The sequence below is a fragment of the Brochothrix thermosphacta DSM 20171 = FSL F6-1036 genome (genome assembly GCF_036884295.1).
GTDB lineage: Bacteria > Bacillota > Bacilli > Lactobacillales > Listeriaceae > Brochothrix > Brochothrix thermosphacta.
The window spans coordinates 963953-983631 of sequence record NZ_CP145608.1 but is presented as its reverse complement, the minus strand read 5'-3'; the positions used below and the strand labels follow the sequence as shown (position 1 = coordinate 983631).

Here is a 19679-nt window from a genome sequence, read left to right as displayed (position 1 = left end):
CTCAACACAATATAAAAGTCCTTCACATGGATACGCGAAGGACTATGTCCAAACTAGGTTCGGGCGTGATATTTGAATGCCAGTTACTACTGACGTTTTTGTTAATTAAAAACCTGATGTAGTATTCTATAAGCCATGTTTTGTACTCCTATACCGCCAGGTTTAACGGATACAAGAGCGATAACCATCTGTCTACGAACTATTCGCCTCTGTTCTACGTTGTTATTCCGTGAACAAAGTGCCCCTACCAAAATTTGGGTTGCTCGCTTGTGGGGTTTACCTCGTTCCACTCTCTTTGTTTCCAAAAAGACTACGTCACTGTGGCACTTTCAGAGCTAACACCATATCAAAGACTTAGGTGTGTCACTCGCCATCACCGCCTAAGCGGGCCTCGGCTTATTTTTTCACCGAGCACAAACACTACGGACATTTCAGTACCGTGCGAGCATGGACTTTCCTCTGAAACATTGCTATTCCAGCGATTACCCGAATACTACATCCTTAATTATAAAACTACTGTGCGAAATTGCAAGGTTTATTTGTATTAATCGTTCATTTTGCTGCCAAAAACATGACGTTCTAAATTAGACAATCGTTTTAAAATATCATAATTAGTTGTCCCTTGTTGTTCTGGAGCCTCAACAGTTTCTTTAACAACAGGAGTTTCAGTACTCAAACGTTGTTCTAAACGAGATATAGAGGCTTTTAATTGTTTGATTTCATCATTATAAGTATTATAATCTTTGATGACCAAATCTAAAAATTGATCTACTTCTTCTGCAGAGTAACCGCGCATACCGGTTTTGAATTCTTTGTCTAAAATTTCTTGAGATGTTAAGTTGAATTTTTCTACTGGCATATCATAACCACCTTTATCATTTTATTAAACACATTTTATTAATATCGATATTTTTATATTTCTCTAAATTAACGTCTATATGCTTATCATAACTCTATTTTTCCAAAAATCAACGACGATGTCAATGTTTTGCCCTTAATTCAATCAATAAACCCATCACCTGACGCAATATCTTGTAGTTGAAAAAAATCAACTTGGTCAATAATATAATCGGTTGTTTCTGCATATTTTGCCATCAATTTCAAAATAAATTTTGGTCCACCTTCTTGTTCTTCATCATAAATGACCAAAGCACCATCCGTGTTTTTGATAAGAAAAACATCTTTATCACGAAATTGTTGTGGTGACTCATACGGTGAATGAGAGACACTATTCGTATAGTCTGCTGCATTAATCAGGGTTGAGTATGCTAATTTATTGGTTTCGTTCCATTTACTGTCTTGTTCAATGAAAGGTGCTATTATCGCCAATTGTAACTCCGGGTACTCTTTTTTCAGTTCAATGACCACTTGTCCAGCCCATAGTTCAATGCCCAGTTGTCCTGAAATAATGACCCACTCTAACCCTTCATCAATATACTGTTCAAGACGCTGTTGGATTACTTTTTTGATAATTGTTACACTAGGGTCGTTATCTTTAAATATACCCAATTCAAACGATTTATATCCTGTGATAGCCACTCGTTTCACAATAATTCACCACCAGTAAGTCCTTCTAAAAAGCGTTCTTGTGTATATGTCACCGCATAAATATGACGATTATACTGTGTTTCATTCACTTTAGGAGCAAAACAACTCACAGCTAATCTTTTTAAATTGTCACCCGCTGTAATGATCTGTGCGTCTGACATATACTTTACTGGTGTTTTTTGAATATAACCAACACCTTCTTTTTTATAAATTTCAGCTATTTCTGACATACGATTTACAAATGGTTCAATATCCGTTCTAAAATCGAACGTCTCGCCATTTTCTGCTCGTTTTTTGATAGCTTCAATCTCTTTTATACCATCTAAAACAGCTTGTATTTGTTTTTCTATCATTTTTATCAAAACCCCTTTATAACTTATCTCACTTTATTTTATAATGACTTTCTTCTATAATATCATTACTCGTCTTACAATGTAGTTATGCATGCTAAAATTATACGATTTATTCTAAATTTAGGGTTAAATCTCTCTTTTTTACTTTTTTTTTGGTACAATAGATGATATTGCTATTAAATTAAGATGGGGAGGTTTGTGTATGACAATCAATTATTCAAACGGGAAAAAATACACACCCTTAACTACTACCCCCAAAAAATTAACAAGCTTAAAAAAAATGAGCCATTCAAAGCGTGGGATGAGCTTAGAAGATGACCTTAACGACAGCAATCGTTATTATTTAGCTCACAACATAGCGGTAGTACATAAAAAACCTACTCCTATTAAAATTGTGAAAGTTAAATATCCTAGTCGTTCACAAGCATTGATTACGGAGGCCTATTTTTCACAAGCGTCTACTACGGACTACAACGGTGTCTTTAAAGGAAAGTATATTGATTTCGAAGCCAAAGAAACCACAAGTAGCACTGCTTTCCCACTGAAAAATATCCATGAGCATCAATTAAAACACATGCTTCAAGTCCATGAACAGTCCGGCATCGCCTTTGTTATTATCCGCTTCACAAACTTATCATCAACCTATCTATTAGATATCAAACAACTACATTACTATTGGCAGCGGATGCTTAACGATGGTCGGAAATCAATTGCACTTAAAGAAATAGAAGCAACTGGGCATCCTATTATTTTAGGCTACCACCCAAGAGTAGATTACATTCAAGTGATTAAAAACGTCTATCACTTGTAAACAGAGAGGAATTTTTTAAATGTCGGACCAAACACAAACACGGGTTCAAAAGAATCAAAGCAACAAAAAACAACCCGCTAAAAAGAAACAACAAAAACAAAATAAACAACAAAGCATTCTATGGAGAGCAATAAAATGGTTGGTCTTCACGATGTTAGCACTGATGATTGTAGGTATCACCGCTGGCCTCATTGTTTTCAAAACATATGCTGATACTGCACCAAAAATAACAGATCAAGCATTAAGTGATACGTTGTCATCGAATCTTTATGATATCGAGGGGAAGGTTTTTGCTAAGATTGGTAAAGAACAACGAGAACATATTGATATCAAAGATGTGCCTACCGATGTGACTGATGCGTTAATATCCGTTGAAGATATGCGCTTTTATAAGCACCATGGTATCGACCCCATTCGTATAGCCGGTGCAGCAGTAGCTAACGTAACAGGTGGTTTTGGATCTCAAGGAGGAAGTACGTTAACTCAACAAGTCATTAAACTTTCACTACTTGATTACACCGATGCAACAATTAAGCGAAAATCTCAAGAAGCTTATCTAGCAATGGAATTAGAGAAAAAATATAGCAAGGAACAAATTCTTGAAATATATATCAATAAAGTATATATGGGCGACAGTGTTTATGGGATGTCTACTGGAGCAAAACACTTTTATAACAAAAAACTAAGTCAGCTCTCAATTCCACAAGTGGCTTTGTTAGTGGGAATTCCGAACAGTCCCAACGAATTAAATCCTTATGACCATCCAGAAGCTGCAAAAGAACGTCGCGATACTGTGATGCAACGTATGGTTGAAAATGGAAAATTAACGCAAGCAAAAATGGACGAGTACCGTGCAGAACCAATCAACACTGGACTTGTACCAGAAAGTAAACGTACAACATCTATTGATAGCAAAACAGATTCAAAATACAATAACTATATCACCCAAGTTATAAAAGAAGTACAAGCTGATGGTAAGTACGATATTTATACTGATGGGTTACAAATTTATACTACTTTAGATAGAGATGCGCAACAGTATGCTGATAAATTAGCAACAACAAACAAAATAATTTCCTACTCAGATGATCGTTTAACTACTGGTTTTGTGTTTATGGATAGTACAAACGGTGAAATATTAGCAATTGGTAGTGGTAATCGTAATTCTAAACAAGATATTAAACTTGGTTTTAACTTTGCAACCGATATTAACCGTCAACCAGGTTCTACATTCAAACCGTTAGCAGATTATGCGCCCGCAATTGAATATTTGAACTGGTCTACAGCCCATATTCTTGATGATTCATCTTATCAATATAGCAATGGTGCTGAAATTAATAACTGGGATCGCTCTTACCAAGGGAAAATTACTATTCGTCAAGCATTATACGATTCACGTAATATTCCTGCATTAAAAGCCTTACAAGCGGTTGGGCTCGATCGTTCACTCAACTTTATGGAAAAAATGGATTTTAAATTTGATCGTGACAAATTAGGTGAATCGATTGCAATTGGTGCCTATGACAAAGTTAACCCTCTTCTACTAACAGGTGGTTATGGCGCATTCGCAAATAATGGTGTTTATAATAAACCACACACAGTTAAAAAAATCACGACTCGCCAAGGGGATACAATCGAAATGGCACCCGAAAGCAAGCGCGTTATGGCACCTCATACTGCCTATATGATTACAGATATGTTAAAAGATACACTGACTAAAGGAACAGGAACAACAGCTGCTATTAGTGGTTTACAGGCTGCTGGTAAAACTGGGACAACTAACTATACAGATCAAGAAATGTCTGATTACGGTATTTCTGATCCTGCTAGTGTACCTGATTCATGGTTTGCTGGTTATACAACTCGTTATACGATGGGTGTTTGGACTGGATATGAGCAAAAGAAAGTTTATCTTTCAAAATCCGAACAAAATTATGCCAAACTGATCTATCGTGAAATGATGAGTTATATTTCAAGCAAAACAAGCACCGAAGATTTCAATCAACCTGATGATGTATTAAGCCTCAGTATTGCTGCTAAGTCTAACCCACCACTACTTGCAGCAAAAGGAACAACATCAACAACTGAATTATTTATAGCAGGAACACAGCCATTTAGTTATGGAACATCTCCAATAGATAAAGCAAAAAAATCAACAAGTAAAAAGAAAGAATCTTCATCATCAGAAAAACAAAGTTCATCATCTTCTTCTTCCTCAACTACTGAAGAAAAAGAAAGCGAAAGTTCTTCTTCAACTACTGAAGAAAAAGAAAGCGAAAGTTCTTCTTCAAGTAGTCAGGAACAAACAAAAGAAACCAATTCCAATGAAAGTAATGCATCTAACGATAAACCAGAAAACAATGCGACTCCTCCAAAAAGGACAAATAATTCTGGTGATAAAAAAGAATCATAATACTAAAAATGCCACTGAGACTAATATCTCAGTGGCGTTTTTCTTTACTCATTCATGACCCATTCGTTTAAAAGCACCTGTAATTTTTTTTCCAATGTTGTTAACTCTTTTTCTAAATCCTGGTAATTTTCCCAGTTAGATTCGTTCGTGATTTCCTGCTTCAAAGTGGAGATTTGTTGCTCTATATTAGAGCATTCTCCTTCATAATCACGCATAGTTGTATTATTACGATAATCTTTTTTTACCGCAATTTTTTCCAAAGGTACTTTTGCATGAGCGATACCGTGTTGCTTCTTAGCCTCGTCGTAGTTGCCCGAATAAAGCTTAGCTGTCCGATTTTCTAGCCAGATTATGCGATTAAACAAGGCATTAAGAAAATAACGATCATGTGAAACAGCTATAATTGTGCCTTTGAATAGAGCTAACTGTTCTTCTAGAACCTCACGCGATTCAATATCCAAATGGTTAGTTGGCTCATCTAGCACCAGGACATTAACATCTTCGTACATCAACTGCGCTAAACGTAACCTCATACGCTCACCACCGCTTAATGAAGCAACTTGCTTGAAGACATCATAACCATAAAACAAGAAGCTAGCAAGAACGCTTCTCGCTTCTTCTTCCGTTATACTGATATTTTCTCGAAAGGCATCGATTAATCGTATATCAGTCGCTTGATGATTCAACTTTTGTGAGAGATATCCTATTTTCACGTTGCTTCCACTTTTCACCTGACCATTGTCGGGCGACAATTCACCACTCATTATCTTCAATAAAGTGGTTTTACCTGCCCCGTTTTCACCGACAATAGCAATATGGTCTTTCCAACCAATAGATACATTTACACAATTAAAGAGCGTCTGACCGTAACCAAAACTAACCGCTTCTAATCCTAATACATCATTTCCAGCACGGTCAGCATTTTGTAAACTAAGGTTCATTTTTTTAGCAACAGGTGGGCGTTTTTTCACAACAATTCGCGCTAAGGCTTTTTCCATATTCTTAGCACGACGATGCAACGAAGCACTAGGTGGCGATGCCTCATTCGCCCATATTTTTAATTGCTTAATGGCTTCTTGCATCTTTTTAATTTTCTTTTGTTGCTCATCATACTGTTGGAAGGCTTGCATGATTTCAGCTTCTTTTTCTTTAACATAACGATCATAATTTCCATTGTATGTCTTCAAAACACCGTCTTCTATCTCAGCAATACTTGTAGATACAGCATTAAGGAAATAACGATCGTGTGAAATGATAAGCGTAGCACCTTCAAAATTACGTAAATAGTCTTCTAACCAATCAATCGCCAACATATCAAGATGATTGGTCGGTTCATCTAGCAACAAGACATCAGGTTCACTCAAAAGCAACTGCCCCAACATAATTTTGGTCTGTTCACCCCCGCTAAGTTGGGTAAACGTTGTCTCAATGATTGACTCTAATTTCAGTCCCTTTACTACACGATTTACTTTAGCTTCAATCTCATAACCACCAGCTTGAATAAAAGCCTCTTGTTTTTCACCATAAACAAGTAATTTCCGCTCTAACGCATCACCAGTAAGTGTCACCATACGCCTTTCTAATTCTTCTAATTCTACCTGTAGTGCCAACGTTTGAGAGAACGCTAGATGTAAGACATCTTTTCCAGTGTATTCTATTTCAAACTGTGGAATCTGATGCAAATATCCCGTTCTAATCCCTTTACGTTTAATTATCCGACCCACATCTGCTGTTTCGACATCTGCTAATAATTTAAGTAATGTTGTTTTTCCACAACCATTACGACCCACAATTCCGATGATTTGTTTTTGATTCGCTGTTAATGTTAAATCTTCAAAGATGAGTGTCCCACCTATTATTTTTGTAACTGCTTCCGCTTTAATCAACATTTTGTTTTCCTCCGTTTATTAGAAAACCACAGCTATTTTTGTGTATAAAAATAGCCGCATGCTAACAGCATCCGACTCTAGTTATAACCTTCATCATAAATGAATGGGGTTAAAATAGTGATTAATACGGTAATATCAGCTGTGGTTTACTTTATTATGATTTTTGACAGACTCCTCCAGTGAGTTGAAAAATGCATAAGAAAGACCACGTGTGAATGTAAGAACCGCTTGTCTTTTTTCACTCGTAACCACAGATAATAAACACATACTAACCACCTCCGTTTCACTTTATTAACTTTATGATAGCATACCTTCTAAATTAGGTAAAGAAGCAATATCCACACTGATCTTCATTGATTTTGATTGGAATAAAACTACCACTAATACGATGAGGCTATCACTAAAAAAAGCAACCAACTACCGCTGTGAAAACGGTCAATTGATTGCTTTTAAAAATAGTTTTATCTGAAAATCATGTATAAAATAAAGATGAACGCGATGATAAAGCGATAATAAGCAAAACCACGTAATGTCACACGCTCAATCAATTTCAAGAAGAATACAATCGCTAACATTGCAACAACAAATGCAACAATACTTCCGACAATAAAAATCGGAACATCACTCATTGTCATTGTATCAAGTGCTTTGTATACTTTTAATCCCGTTGCACCAATCATCATTGGCACAGCAATAATAAATGAAAACTCAGCAGCTGTCTTACGACCCACTCCAACGATTAAACCACCTGACATCGTAGAACCAGAGCGTGAAAAACCTGGCCACAAAGCTAATACTTGGAAAAAACCAATATATAATGCTTGTTTATATGATAATTGATCGAGTGTTTCCGATAAATTACGATTTTTATGCGCAACTTTTTCAGCAATCAACATTAAAATACCACCTGCAATTAATGCGATAATAACAGTTTGATAAGAGAACAGATGCTTATCAATCATATCGTCAAAAATCAATCCGGCAATGATAGCTGGAATACAACCAACAATAACGTGAATAAGATTTAACTGATTCTTACGACCTTTGTATTCACCTGTTTTAACACCTACAACTGCCCAAAGACGACGCCAGAAGACCACAACTACCGCCATGATTGATCCTAGTTGAATAACGACTTCAAAGGTATTAATTTGCTTCCAAGTGTTTTGAACACCCATTAACTCAGCAGCTAAAATCATGTGTCCTGTTGATGATACTGGTAAAAATTCAGTCAAACCTTCAACGATTCCCAGTACAATTGCGACAATCCATAAACTCATTATTTGATTCCTCTTTTCATATCTTTTTTATGACAGAAACCACCCCAATGACACAGAGTGGCTCAGTCTTCTATTCAGCTAACACTTTTGCAAGTATATCAGGATCGAATGTTTGTTTCTTAAACATTTCAATTTCTAAACGATAAGGTGCTTTTTTATTGTTTTTATCTTCACCAACAAAGGGTGTTTCCAATATTTTAGGCAGTTCTGTCAATTGTGGGTGATGAACGATATAGTTAAGTGCTTCAAATCCGATTGTTCCAAAACCAATATTGGCATGACGATCTTTTCCAGCACCACGTTCATTTTTACTGTCGTTAATATGTAAAACTTTCAAGCGATCTAAACCAACAATTTTATCAAATTCATTCAATACACCATCAAAATCTTCTTTGATGTTATATCCAGCATCATTCACATGGCAGGTATCTAACGTAACTGATAACTTATCACTGTGAGTCACACCATCCATAATACGTGCTAATTCATCAAATGAGCGACCAATTTCAGTACCTTTACCTGCCATTGTTTCCAAGGCAATTTGAGCTGTTTGGTCTGCATGAAGCACTTGATTTAACCCTTCGATAATACGAGCAATCCCAACATCAGCACCAGCACCAACATGCGCACCTGGGTGCAAGACAATTTGATTAACACCTAACGCTTCAGTACGTAAAATTTCTTTTGTTAGAAATTCTACAGCCAATTCAAAGGTTTCTGGTTTTGTCGTATTGGCAAGATTAATAATATATGGTGCATGAACGACAATGTCACTCATACCATATTTTTCAATTAATTCTTGGCCTTCTTCAATATTTAGTTCTTCCACTGGTTTACGACGCGTATTTTGAGGTGCGCCCGTGTAAACCATGAAAGTTGTTTCGCCATAACTATGTGCGTCTTCTGCTGCGCCAGCGTACATGCGCTTGCCAGCCATTGACACATGTGAGCCAATTTTCAACATAAGCTACCTCCTAATTAATTATGTTTACCTTGCGAGTTTTTACCAGCACGAGTACCAGCACGTTTTGCACGTTCTTTATTTTTTTCAATCGCACGGTTAATTTTTTTCTTATAACCAGGTTTGATGTTTGCTTTTGCTTTTTTAACCATTCCACCAATACGTGGATCAACATCGTCACGTTTTTCTTTACGATATTTACGACGGTTACGGTCAGCCATTTGAATCCATTCACCTTTTTTAAGGTTTTTGTATTCAAATTCAACACCACGTTTTTCAAGTGCTACTAATTTCTCTTCATCTTCTGGTTCATAGATTGAAATACTAATTCCTTCTTGTCCTGCACGACCTGTACGACCTGCACGGTGAATAAAGAAATCAGGATCATCTGGCAAGTTGTAGTTAATCACATGACTTGCGCCTTCAATATCAATGCCACGTGCTGCTAAATCAGTTGCAACAACATATTGGAAATCAAGGTTACGGATTTGTTTCATGATACGTTTACGATCTCGAGCAGGTACGCCACCATGAATTTTTGCAACATTAAGCTCTTTCTCTAATAAGAACTCTGTTAAAGTATCTGCGTCAGCTTTTGTATTACAGAAAATTAACGCCATAAACGGTGTCATTGTTTTTGTAATATCATAAATTAAGTGTTCGCGCGATTTACTTTTCAAATCAACAAGTACATTTGTTACTGTTGGTGAGATAATCGCTTCAGGTTGAATATGCGCATAACGCGGGTTTTCCATATATTTCTTTAAAAATGGTTTTAATTTCTCTGGAATAGTTGCAGAGAAAACTAAGATTTGTAATTTTTCAGCTAAACGACTTGCAATATTATCTACGTCTTCAAGGAATCCCATGTCCAACATTAAATCAGCTTCATCGACAACGAGTGTTGTTGTTGTATAAGTTTCTAATGCTTTCTCACGCATAAGGTCATAAATACGACCTGGTGTTCCAATAACGATTTGCGGTTGTGTTTTGAGTTGCCCCATTGCACGTTTCTTATCAGTTCCACCAATCATTAGACGCGTATGAATTTCTGGGTCTGATAATTTTGCGATTTGACGTGCTTCTTCGTGAATTTGTGTTGCTAACTCACGACTTGGTGCAGTGATGATCACTTGCACTTCATTCAATGAAGGGTCAATTTTATCCAATAATGGTAACAAGTAAGTATGTGTTTTACCTGTTCCTGTTTGTGATTGTCCAATTGCAGATTCACCACGGTGAATTGTTGGCATTAATTGTTCTTGAATTTTTGTTGGTTTAAAGAAAGCCTTTTTAGCAATTGCTTCGTTAATAAATGGCTTGAACCCAAAAATATCAAATTTCGATTTTTTTTCTGTCATTCGATTTTCTCTCCTTTGTGGCGAGCCTTCTACGTTCTCTCTCGCACTACACTCGTTTTTAATTATAACTTATTTTAGCGCAAATGGCTTGTGTTTTCATAGATTCTTTCAAAAAAGCTTACTTTTATCATGAAAAAAGCACATTAAGTCCCTCATGAACTATCTTTAAATTAGCCGTTTTTTTCACTATCGAATTATTTATACACTGCCTAAGAATAAAAAAGCAGCCATAAATGGCTGCTGAATTTTTATCGTTATTCAAAAAGCATCACACTAATTTTTTCTCCAACTATAACAGTCAATGGCTTACTTTCTTTCCATAAAATCAGTAGGGACAGATAGCCGTCTTCATTTTCATTCAAGCTAGTCACCATTTAACAGGCTGTTATCGTTTTCAGTGGTTCCAATTTAATCGTTATTGAATGAATGGGTTTTACTTTTATTGTTTTCTAGCTACACCCACTAATAACTTTTAAATTTCAAAAACACTATCTATAATGAGTGGATTTTGCTTTTATTGTTCACTTAGGGTGCCGTCAACGATTTTATAAACTCGATCACAAAACTGTGTTAAACGTTGATCATGCGTCACCATGATGGTTGCTTTATTGTTTTCTTTCGTTTCACGCGAAAGTATTTTCATCACTTCAAATGCACGATCCGAGTCGAGCGATGCGGTTGGCTCATCAGCCAAAATCAAACTTGGTTGGGTATAAAGAGCTTTCGCAATGGCTACACGTTGACGCTCCCCACCAGATAAATCTGCTGGATACTTAGCTAGTAAATCCTCAATTCCTAACTCTTCCAACAAACGTTTTCGTTCTTTTGCATTCATATTATTTTTCTTCACTTTGTCCGATAACGTCAATTGTTCTTCTACTGTTAAAAATGGTACGAGATTTGATGCTTGTAAAATAAAACCAACTTCTTGCAAACGTGTCGCTGCTCGTTGTTTTTCTTTCATGTTCGTAAAATCTGTGCCATTAATAAGAATACTGCCTTTTGATGGTGTTTGTAAGCCACCAGCAATCGTTAGAAACGTACTTTTACCTGATCCAGATGGTCCAATAATAGCGATTAACTCACCTTTATTCGCTACAAAGTTAGTTAATTTTAACGCTTCTACTTTTTTATGACCCTCACCATATGTTTTTGTTACGTCATTTAATTCTAAAATCGACATCTCTTAACCCCCTATCGCTTTTAATGGATCAATTTTCACAATTGTACGTACGGATACAAGTCCACCAAGTATCGCCACCGCTACAAAAATCAGCGCATAAAAGACTAATGTCACGTAATCAATTGAAATTGGAACTGCAGCAGGTAAAGCAACTCCAGTAATTGCGGTTAGGCCAAAACCAATTAAAACACCTATAACTGATAATATAAATGTTTGTGCAACAACTGAACGTGCTAGGAACGCGCTTGAAATTCCTTGCGCTTTTAATACTCCAAACATACTTACTTTTTGAATTGTTAAAACATACAAGAAGATTGCGATAATAATCGATGCAATCACAAACAAAAAGATAATCATAAAGTTTAATGTGAGATTTTGAGCGCTGTATCCTGGTAATTTTTCAATAAAAGTCTCAATTGGTGTGACTTCTAAAGATTTAGATACCTTCACTTTACTCGCGTCTTCACCTTTTAAAACAACCGCATTAATAGGCGCATTTTTTTCATCAACTTTTCCATATTTTAAATCTTGATAAGAAGCCATTGATGTATATAAGACTGGCGCGGCATTGAATTTTGCTTTTGTTGTAAAACCAACAATTTTCACTTCTTTTTCAGATGATGCCACTGTAAAAGTATCACCGATTTTATAACCCGCATCCTCTAAAGAATCATTAGCAACAACTTCACCTTCTTTGGCAAAGGCCTTACCTTTAGTGATTTCAGGCATGATAAACTGATTTTTTTCAATCCCCATAAGAGTGATTTTTTCTTTATCTTCTGTTCCTTTTTTCTTAATAACTGTTGCCATATTACCTATGTACGCTTTGTTTTTCTCAGGAACATCTATCGCTTTCCCTTCTTTAAGCGTTAACGTTGAGGCTGTCAAACTCACATCAGAATCCGACGTTAATACAATACTTGATGCATCCCATTGATCAACTGCTTGACGGTTCATATCTTTTAGACCATTTGCTAATCCAGATAATACAAATACAAGATAACTAACAAGTACAAGAACCCCTATGATTAAACCATATCGCAATTTTGCATGCTTAATTTCCTTCCACCCTAAAAACATATTATTCCTCCTTTTTTCATTTATCATTCGATAAGTGAAAATTTATAAAAAAAAACTTTTCTGCAAAAGGCTTATCTTAAGTTCTTTAATTATACTAAACCTTCAAGTAAAAAATCAATACTTTCGCTTATTTTAATCAAAAGTTGTTCATCCGTTTGATGAGGAAGCTTCAACGATACTAGCGACATAACAACTCCAAAAGTATACTGGGTCATTGAAGACGCCGTTTTATCCAATCGTAGTTCGCCTTTTTTAATTCGATCTTCAAAAAACGTTGTCATTGGAATAAAATAAGTCGATTGCCACATTTTAAACAAGAACAGACGGTTAGCTTCTGAAAATTGACTGTTTATATCATTAATCATCATTGCTAAGTTAGAAGGATGTTTAACAATCAATAATTCAAAATACGAAATTAACGCAGGTTTTAGCGCTAATTCATCCAGTTTTAATGTTGCGTAATGCTCTCGAACATCTGTGGTAACAGCATCCATAACTGCAACATAGATCATTTCTTTATCTTTAAAATGATGATAGAGTGCAGGTTGCGTGATATTGCTCTCTTTGGCAATTTCACGGGTTGTTACAAAACGATACCCCTTATCCATAAATAATGCTTCTGCAGTTGCGACGATACGTTGACGTGTCTTTTGCATTTCCAATGCGCGATTGGTTGGTTGTGCCATGCCGTGCACTCTCCTTTTTGTACTCAATACCCTGATAAATAATTACATTCTTATCATAGACGGCACTCGTTTTTTTGTCAATTACAAGCCCCTTATAGACAAAAAAATAATCATTTATGTAATAAAATAATAAAAAACACAATCCAGTTGAGGATTGTGCTTTTATAGCTTTATCTATCACTCTTTATTTAGTAGTGTATGATTCATTAGTCGATTAATATGAACACCTAGATAGACAATTTCATTTTCTGGTATCTTTGTATTATAGGCTTGATCAACATAACTTTTCACCTTCGTTGCTACCTCCATAGCAGCTGGATATAACGACCACATTTGTCGATACAATTCGTCTTCTTTTTCTTGAATTAAGCCTCCTGAGAAAAAACGGTCGACGAAAAAACGAACATGGGTAATAAATCGCGTATAATGGATTGAATTTGTATCTAAGTTGTGTTGAATGGAGTACCTTACCATATTAACAATGGTACCAACTAATTTAGCTTTTCTTAGCCCATCTTGGTCTTCAGCAATATCTGACTGAGCATTAATAAGATGAAAAGCAATATTAGAAGCCTCTTCTTCTGGTAAATTAAAAGAGTGTTTCTCTTTGATTTGTTTAAGCGCCACTTCACCAACATGATACTCTTTTGGATAATAATTTTTAATCTCCCAATACAAGCGATTCGATGTATTAATCCCCTTTTCATTCCGTTCAACAGCAAAGTGCAGATGATCTGATAGTGTTAAATAAATCGAAGGATTTAATTGATAAGACAATTCAGTTTCTGCCAAAGATACAATCTCTTTCGTTATTTCAAAAAACTTTATTGGAATTTCATTAACTAACTCTGCAAAGTGGGTTGATTTTTTTGCTTCAATTGGCAAGAAAATTTTATCAACAACTGAATCTGAAATGATATCTCCATTTTTCTTTCCATAGCCAATCCCTTTACCTAAGGCAATCATTTCTTGTCCATCATTATCTACCAAAACAACACTTGAGTTCAATATTTTTTTCACTAAAATCATTTAAACTCACTCCTTATCACTCGTCAGCTAAACTAGCCCCGTTAGTTGCTATCACTTTTTGATACCAATCAAACGAATCTTTTTTCATTCGGTTATATGTACCGTTACCTTCATCATCTGCATCAACATAGATAAAGCCATAACGTTTAGACATTTGTGATGTCCCCGCACTTACTAAATCGATGGGTGCCCAACTTGTATAACCAATCAAATCAACACCTTCATCAATCGCTTCTTTCATTTGTTTGAAGTGCTCTTTAAAATATTCCACGCGATAAGGGTCATGAATTTCACCATTTTCAATACGATCAACAGACCCCATACCATTTTCAACGATCATCATTGGAATTCTATAACGATCATACAATTCAATCATTGAAATTTTCAGCCCCTTAGGATCAATTTGCCAACCCCAATCAGTTGAAGGTAAATAGGGGTTTTTAACACCTAAGACCGTATTACCTGGTGTTCTTTCAGCCTCTGGATTACCAGATTCTGCCATTGACATATAGTAACTAAAAGTTAAAAAGTCTACTGTGTTTTCTTTTAAAATGCGACGATCTTCGTCTGATATATCTAAATGAATGCCTCGGTTTTCCAAATTAATTTCAATCATTCGAGGATATTCACCTTTAACTTGAACATCCGTATAAAAATGATTTTCGAGGTTTTTATTCAATGTTAATTCTACATCAAGCGGGGCACAAGTTAATGGGTAAGTCATCAATTTCGTCAACATACAGCCTACTTGATTTTTTGCATTCACTTCGTGAGCAACTTTTGTGACCAATGCACTTGCGACAAATTGGTGATGAAGTGCTTGATAAACTTCTTGTTCTTCTTTACCTGTCGTGCATTTATCTGGAATAATGCCTGCTGTTGTGAAGGGGTGACGATGAATACTATCAATTTCATTAAATGTTAACCAATAATCAACATATTCATCATATTCTTTAAAACAAACCGTTGAAAACCTCACAAAATCATCAATCACTCGACGCTCTACCCAACCATTATACTTTAGACTTAGGGATAATGGCATTTCATAATGAGAAAGTGTCACAATTGGTTTAATACCTAAACGATTCATTTCTTTAAAGACATTGCGATAAAACTCAACGCCCGCTTCATTCGGTTTTTCTTCTTCACCCGTTGGAAATAGACGGCTCCAAGCAATCGAAAGACGCAGTGTTTTAAAACCTAATTCAGCAAACATCGCTAAATCTTCTTTGTAACGATGATAAAAATCAATCCCACGACGTTTTGGATACCATTTATCACTCTTATCGGCAATCGCTTCTTCAATTTTAGACGTTGATATCTCCATATGAGCTGCATAATCTTTATTATCGATATTTGGTTTGTAACTTGCAATATCAGCTACTGAGAGTCCTTTACCATCCAAGTTCCACCCGCCTTCCACTTGATTGGCAGCAATTGCACCACCCCATAAAAAATCTTTTGGAAATTCATTTGTTTTATTCATATTGTCCTCCTATTATTAATTTTTTTGTCAAACAATGGGTACGATTGATAAAACTTCCGTATCCGTTGTTACCGACTCAGACTGATGTATTGATTTCACTTGATAGGATTCTTTATTCGTAACGACACAAATAACGGTTGGATCATATCCAGCTGCAACAATTTTATCTAAGTCAAAAGCTATTAATTTTTGTCCTTTAATTACTCTATCTCCAACGTTAACAAATGTTTCGAATCCTTCACCCGCTAACTGCACAGTATTTAAACCAATATGAAACAATATTTCTGCACCGTTATTCATTTTTAATCCTAAAGCATGTTTCGTATCAAACACCATTGTTACCTCACCCTCTTCAGGCGCAACCAATTCTCCTTCTTTTGGAACAATCCCAAGGCCATCACCCATCATGCCACTTGCAAAGACTTCATCATTGATTGATGAAAGTGAGACAATTTCTCCACTAGTAGGACTTGTTAAATGTTCTAATCCGTTTTCTTTTAACACCTCTTCTGAAACATCTTGTGGGTCTTTATAGATAATTAATACGGCAATAAAACCTATAACAAAAGAAATACCGAATGTAGCAAACGCCCATACTAAATTCATGGGATTTACTTTTTCAACAAACATTGTGATACTTGCCAATCCAGGTCCAACTAGAGCGAATGCTTTGATTGCCATAATTCCAGCAAAGCTACCACCAATTAAACTAGCAAACATCACACTATATAGGACGCGTTTATGTAAAATTGTTACGCCGTATAAGGCAGGTTCAGTAATTCCAAACAAGGCTGAAATACCTGCTGATACTGCTGTTGCTTTTAATTTTTTATCTTTTGTTTTAATACTAACAGCAAACGACGCACCCGATTCTGCAATATTATGAGCTAATGAAGCTGGTAAATATAATAATTCCGCACCCATTTTACTCATTGATGAAACAGCATAAGGAATCATCGCTTTATGCATACCCGTAACAACCATGAAAGGAAGTACTGCCGCAAGTAAGCCAGTTGCCACCCAACCAAAATGATTGTATAACCAAATTATCACTGCTGAGAAAACTGTACCGCCGTTATAACCCAATGGGCCTAAGATAAGTAGCGCGATTGGTACAGTGATTAATAAGCTCATCATAGGTACAAAGAAAATTCTAATCGGTTTCGGTGAAATTTTAGTAAATAGTTTTTCAATTTGAGCATAAAATAGAACTGTCAAAATTGCTGGGAAGACTTGGGAAGCATAAGCAATATTAGTTACTCCCATTCCCAAAAATGATGTTCCGTCAGCTAGCATGGTTGTTACTTCAGGTAGAATTAACACACCTACTGCAGAGACTGCAACTAATTGATTCACTTTTAATTTATTAGCTGTTGTGATTGCAACTAAAATCGGTAAGAAATACAAGGGTGCGCCACCGATCAGGTTCAATAATTGATAAGTTGAACTTTGGTCGTTCATCACCCCAGTTGCTGATCCAAGTAATAGCAGTGATTTTAAGATACCACCACCAGCAATTGCTGGTATTAATGGTTGGAAGATAGAAATAATAAAATCAAGAATAACTGCCCCTATTTTTTGTTTTTCTTTTGATGTATTAGTCTGAGAAACTTCACCTATTAATGGTTTTATTTCATCGTAAACCTCTACAACCTCATTCCCAATAATTACTTGCGTTTGAACATTTTGGCGAACACCAATGACCCCATCTACTTTTTCAAGTTTATCTGTATCGACTATTTGATTATCTTTTAAAGTAAAACGTAATCGAGTCGAACAATGTTCAAGATGAGAAACATTTTCTTTGCCACCAATTAATTTTAAAATTGATTTAGCGGTTTCTTTATAATCCATAACTAACGCTCCTTTTTTAGGTAGTTACGCAATATTGGCCAAATATTACGCAAAAAAAACAGGCAGAAACTAAATAAAACATTCAACCTCATGATAATAGTTGAAAATTGCTTTATTTAGGTCCTGCCTGCTTTACCAGTCACATGCCTGTTTTTAACTAACCTTATAATAACACGACTAGAATGAGAGCGCAACCACAATGTTTGATGAAAAATAAGCAGCAACAAAAAAGTGTCGCTGCCTATCAATCGTAGCTGTTACTGTTTTATCAACCGTCAAAACCTCGTGCTTTTGCTTGTTTTTTACCTTCACGACAAAAAGAAAGGAAGGGACATTCTGGACATTTTGGTGATCGTGCTGTACAGAAATAACGTCCAAAAAAGATCATTCGATGATGTGATACCGACCATAATTCCTGAGGTATCTTTTTTTGAAGCGTGATTTCCACTTCTTTAACATTATCTTTATAACGACAAATACCCAATCGTTTAGAAACACGTTCGACATGTGTGTCTACGGCAATTGCTGGGTAATCAAATGCCACTGACATCACAACATTTGCTGTTTTTTGTCCAACACCTGGTAAACTCACGAGTGCTTTCATTGATTCTGGTACCTCATCGTTATATTGTTCATGAATTATTTTAGCTGTTGCTTGAATGTTTTTAGCTTTATTCCGATATAAACCAATTGATCTAATATCATCCATCAGTTCTTCTAATGGCACTTCGAGATAATCTGTCGGTTTTTTATACTTTTCAAATAAGTTTTCCGTGACACGATTAACAAGTTTATCTGTACATTGCGCCGATAACATGACAGCAACTAACAATTCAAACGGATTTTCATGTATCAATTCACAGTGAGCATTTGGAAAAAGCTCACCCATCTCTGCAATTACTTCAGTTGTCTTTTGCTTAGAGAGCATATCATTCTCCTTTACACCTATGTTTTTGGTTTATTATCGTCTAACCAATTATACATCTTAAATGGTTTTGCTGGTTTTGCTTCACTGGTTAAATTGGGGGATGATTTGGTATTTGTTTTCATCGTATGAGTACCAAATTCACGGCTAGCAGCTTTAGCATCATCCAAGGTTTTAACACCATTTGCTTGCCAATTACTTAAAATCCGATCAATATAACGAATGTTTTTTTTGCCTGCAATTACAGCTTCCTTCAACGCTTCTTTAATAAGTTCTGGTTCATAATGTTCTAGTTCAGTCCAATTAGCAATTGTTTCACCTTCAATAGGTGATAATTGTCGCGAGAACTCTCGCTCAATCAAGGCATACATACTCATATCACGAGCCTGCTTTTCTTCTACAACTTCATCCTCAACTTGATTAACAACCTGGAGTGCAATTTTTTCCCACAGTGGTGTTAAATCATATCTTTCAGTTACCCGACGTTGTGCATCAATTTCAGTGTTAATTTTAAGTACTTTAGCATCAATCAGTTTTTGTATTTTAATATAACACTCCGATTGTGTCAGCGCCATCCGTTTACTTAATTCAGCAATAGGTGGTAAATATTCGCCTTGTTGGATATAACCATGTAGATGAATTAATAACAACACATCTGTATCTTCCAAACCTAATTGGTGGTGATATTGTAACAAAGGTACAGGCAGGTTAACGGAACCAGCCATCATGCTTTTAGCTAAAAATTGATAATCCATCAGTACCTCCTTGTATTAATAAAACGCACCATCACAATAATTGGATGATGCGTCTCAGATTTATA

Annotated in this window: 17 protein-coding genes and 1 other RNA gene; 2 read left to right on the top strand and 16 right to left on the bottom strand. The window is 35.8% G+C overall.

Annotated features, from left to right (window positions below; genetic code table 11):
• Positions 1-124: 124 nt before the first annotated feature.
• The 4 genes from rnpB to V6S17_RS05080 all read right to left on the bottom strand — a co-directional run bounded on the left by rnpB (position 125) and on the right by V6S17_RS05080 (position 1901).
• An RNA gene (rnpB, locus tag V6S17_RS05095) (RNase P RNA component class B) lies at positions 125-494 on the bottom strand.
• A 50-nt stretch (positions 495-544) separates the two neighbouring features.
• Positions 545-859: a cell division regulator GpsB gene (gpsB, locus tag V6S17_RS05090; RefSeq protein WP_029092603.1), complete on the bottom strand. Its 315-nt coding sequence runs from the start codon at positions 857-859 to the stop codon at positions 545-547.
• A gap of 140 nt (positions 860-999) precedes the next feature.
• On the bottom strand, positions 1000-1551 hold the full coding sequence (locus tag V6S17_RS05085; RefSeq protein ID WP_029092604.1) for a DUF1273 domain-containing protein: 552 nt from the start codon (positions 1549-1551) through the stop codon (positions 1000-1002).
• Entirely contained in the window at positions 1545-1901 is a 357-nt protein-coding gene (locus V6S17_RS05080; RefSeq protein WP_029092605.1) for a DUF1798 family protein, read from the bottom strand. The genes V6S17_RS05085 and V6S17_RS05080 overlap by 7 nt, the downstream gene beginning before the upstream one ends.
• Before the next feature lie 202 nt (positions 1902-2103).
• Between V6S17_RS05080 and recU the strand changes: the two genes are divergently transcribed.
• Positions 2104-2712 carry a Holliday junction resolvase RecU gene (recU, locus tag V6S17_RS05075; protein WP_029092606.1) on the top strand — a complete coding sequence of 203 codons (609 nt, stop codon included), beginning with the start codon at positions 2104-2106 and terminating at the stop codon, positions 2710-2712.
• A 19-nt stretch (positions 2713-2731) separates the two neighbouring features.
• On the top strand, positions 2732-5125 hold the full coding sequence (locus tag V6S17_RS05070; protein WP_051536026.1) for a transglycosylase domain-containing protein: 2394 nt from the start codon (positions 2732-2734) through the stop codon (positions 5123-5125).
• Positions 5126-5169: 44 nt separating this feature from the next.
• Here the strand turns inward: V6S17_RS05070 and abc-f are convergent, their stop codons facing one another.
• The 12 genes from abc-f to V6S17_RS05010 form a co-directional block, all read right to left on the bottom strand.
• Entirely contained in the window at positions 5170-7014 is a 1845-nt protein-coding gene (gene abc-f / locus V6S17_RS05065) for a ribosomal protection-like ABC-F family protein (protein ID WP_036027761.1), read from the bottom strand.
• Positions 7015-7475: 461 nt separating this feature from the next.
• On the bottom strand, positions 7476-8294 hold the full coding sequence (locus V6S17_RS05060) for an undecaprenyl-diphosphate phosphatase (protein ID WP_029092608.1): 819 nt from the start codon (positions 8292-8294) through the stop codon (positions 7476-7478).
• 70 nt (positions 8295-8364) lie between these two features.
• Positions 8365-9255 carry a deoxyribonuclease IV gene (locus tag V6S17_RS05055; protein WP_029092609.1) on the bottom strand — a complete coding sequence of 297 codons (891 nt, stop codon included), beginning with the start codon at positions 9253-9255 and terminating at the stop codon, positions 8365-8367.
• A gap of 17 nt (positions 9256-9272) precedes the next feature.
• On the bottom strand, positions 9273-10616 hold the full coding sequence (locus V6S17_RS05050) for a DEAD/DEAH box helicase (protein ID WP_029092610.1): 1344 nt from the start codon (positions 10614-10616) through the stop codon (positions 9273-9275).
• A 514-nt stretch (positions 10617-11130) separates the two neighbouring features.
• Positions 11131-11799, bottom strand: a complete 669-nt coding sequence (locus tag V6S17_RS05045) for an ABC transporter ATP-binding protein (protein ID WP_029092611.1) — start codon at positions 11797-11799, stop codon at positions 11131-11133.
• A 3-nt stretch (positions 11800-11802) separates the two neighbouring features.
• Positions 11803-12879, bottom strand: coding sequence for an ABC transporter permease (locus V6S17_RS05040; RefSeq protein WP_029092612.1), 1077 nt, complete (start codon positions 12877-12879; stop codon positions 11803-11805).
• Positions 12880-12968: 89 nt separating this feature from the next.
• Positions 12969-13565 carry a TetR/AcrR family transcriptional regulator gene (locus tag V6S17_RS05035; protein ID WP_029092613.1) on the bottom strand — a complete coding sequence of 199 codons (597 nt, stop codon included), beginning with the start codon at positions 13563-13565 and terminating at the stop codon, positions 12969-12971.
• A gap of 177 nt (positions 13566-13742) precedes the next feature.
• Positions 13743-14594, bottom strand: coding sequence for a PRD domain-containing protein (locus tag V6S17_RS05030; RefSeq protein WP_029092614.1), 852 nt, complete (start codon positions 14592-14594; stop codon positions 13743-13745).
• A gap of 16 nt (positions 14595-14610) precedes the next feature.
• On the bottom strand, positions 14611-16080 hold the full coding sequence (locus V6S17_RS05025) for a glycoside hydrolase family 1 protein (protein WP_029092615.1): 1470 nt from the start codon (positions 16078-16080) through the stop codon (positions 14611-14613).
• Between the two features lie 27 nt (positions 16081-16107).
• Entirely contained in the window at positions 16108-17934 is a 1827-nt protein-coding gene (locus V6S17_RS05020) for a beta-glucoside-specific PTS transporter subunit IIABC (RefSeq protein ID WP_029092616.1), read from the bottom strand.
• Positions 17935-18202: 268 nt separating this feature from the next.
• Positions 18203-18862, bottom strand: coding sequence for an endonuclease III (gene nth / locus V6S17_RS05015; protein ID WP_029092617.1), 660 nt, complete (start codon positions 18860-18862; stop codon positions 18203-18205).
• Positions 18863-18879: 17 nt separating this feature from the next.
• The gene (locus V6S17_RS05010) at positions 18880-19614 is read right to left on the bottom strand and encodes a DnaD domain-containing protein (RefSeq protein WP_051536027.1); all 735 of its coding nucleotides are present in this window, start codon (positions 19612-19614) and stop codon (positions 18880-18882) included.
• Positions 19615-19679: the final 65 nt, after the last annotated feature.

Coding starts and splice junctions, on each gene's coding strand:
- V6S17_RS05080 (WP_029092605.1), bottom strand. CDS start 1,901: ATGATAGAAAAACAAATACAAGCTGTTTTAGATGGTATAAAAGAGATT.
- gpsB (WP_029092603.1), bottom strand. CDS start 859: ATGCCAGTAGAAAAATTCAACTTAACATCTCAAGAAATTTTAGACAAA.
- V6S17_RS05050 (WP_029092610.1), bottom strand. CDS start 10,616: ATGACAGAAAAAAAATCGAAATTTGATATTTTTGGGTTCAAGCCATTT.
- V6S17_RS05020 (WP_029092616.1), bottom strand. CDS start 17,934: ATGGATTATAAAGAAACCGCTAAATCAATTTTAAAATTAATTGGTGGC.
- V6S17_RS05060 (WP_029092608.1), bottom strand. CDS start 8,294: ATGAGTTTATGGATTGTCGCAATTGTACTGGGAATCGTTGAAGGTTTG.
- V6S17_RS05035 (WP_029092613.1), bottom strand. CDS start 13,565: ATGGCACAACCAACCAATCGCGCATTGGAAATGCAAAAGACACGTCAA.
- recU (WP_029092606.1), top strand. CDS start 2,104: ATGACAATCAATTATTCAAACGGGAAAAAATACACACCCTTAACTACT.
- nth (WP_029092617.1), bottom strand. CDS start 18,862: ATGCTCTCTAAGCAAAAGACAACTGAAGTAATTGCAGAGATGGGTGAG.
- V6S17_RS05010 (WP_051536027.1), bottom strand. CDS start 19,614: ATGGATTATCAATTTTTAGCTAAAAGCATGATGGCTGGTTCCGTTAAC.
- V6S17_RS05040 (WP_029092612.1), bottom strand. CDS start 12,879: ATGTTTTTAGGGTGGAAGGAAATTAAGCATGCAAAATTGCGATATGGT.
- V6S17_RS05030 (WP_029092614.1), bottom strand. CDS start 14,594: ATGATTTTAGTGAAAAAAATATTGAACTCAAGTGTTGTTTTGGTAGAT.
- abc-f (WP_036027761.1), bottom strand. CDS start 7,014: ATGTTGATTAAAGCGGAAGCAGTTACAAAAATAATAGGTGGGACACTC.
- V6S17_RS05045 (WP_029092611.1), bottom strand. CDS start 11,799: ATGTCGATTTTAGAATTAAATGACGTAACAAAAACATATGGTGAGGGT.
- V6S17_RS05025 (WP_029092615.1), bottom strand. CDS start 16,080: ATGAATAAAACAAATGAATTTCCAAAAGATTTTTTATGGGGTGGTGCA.
- V6S17_RS05070 (WP_051536026.1), top strand. CDS start 2,732: ATGTCGGACCAAACACAAACACGGGTTCAAAAGAATCAAAGCAACAAA.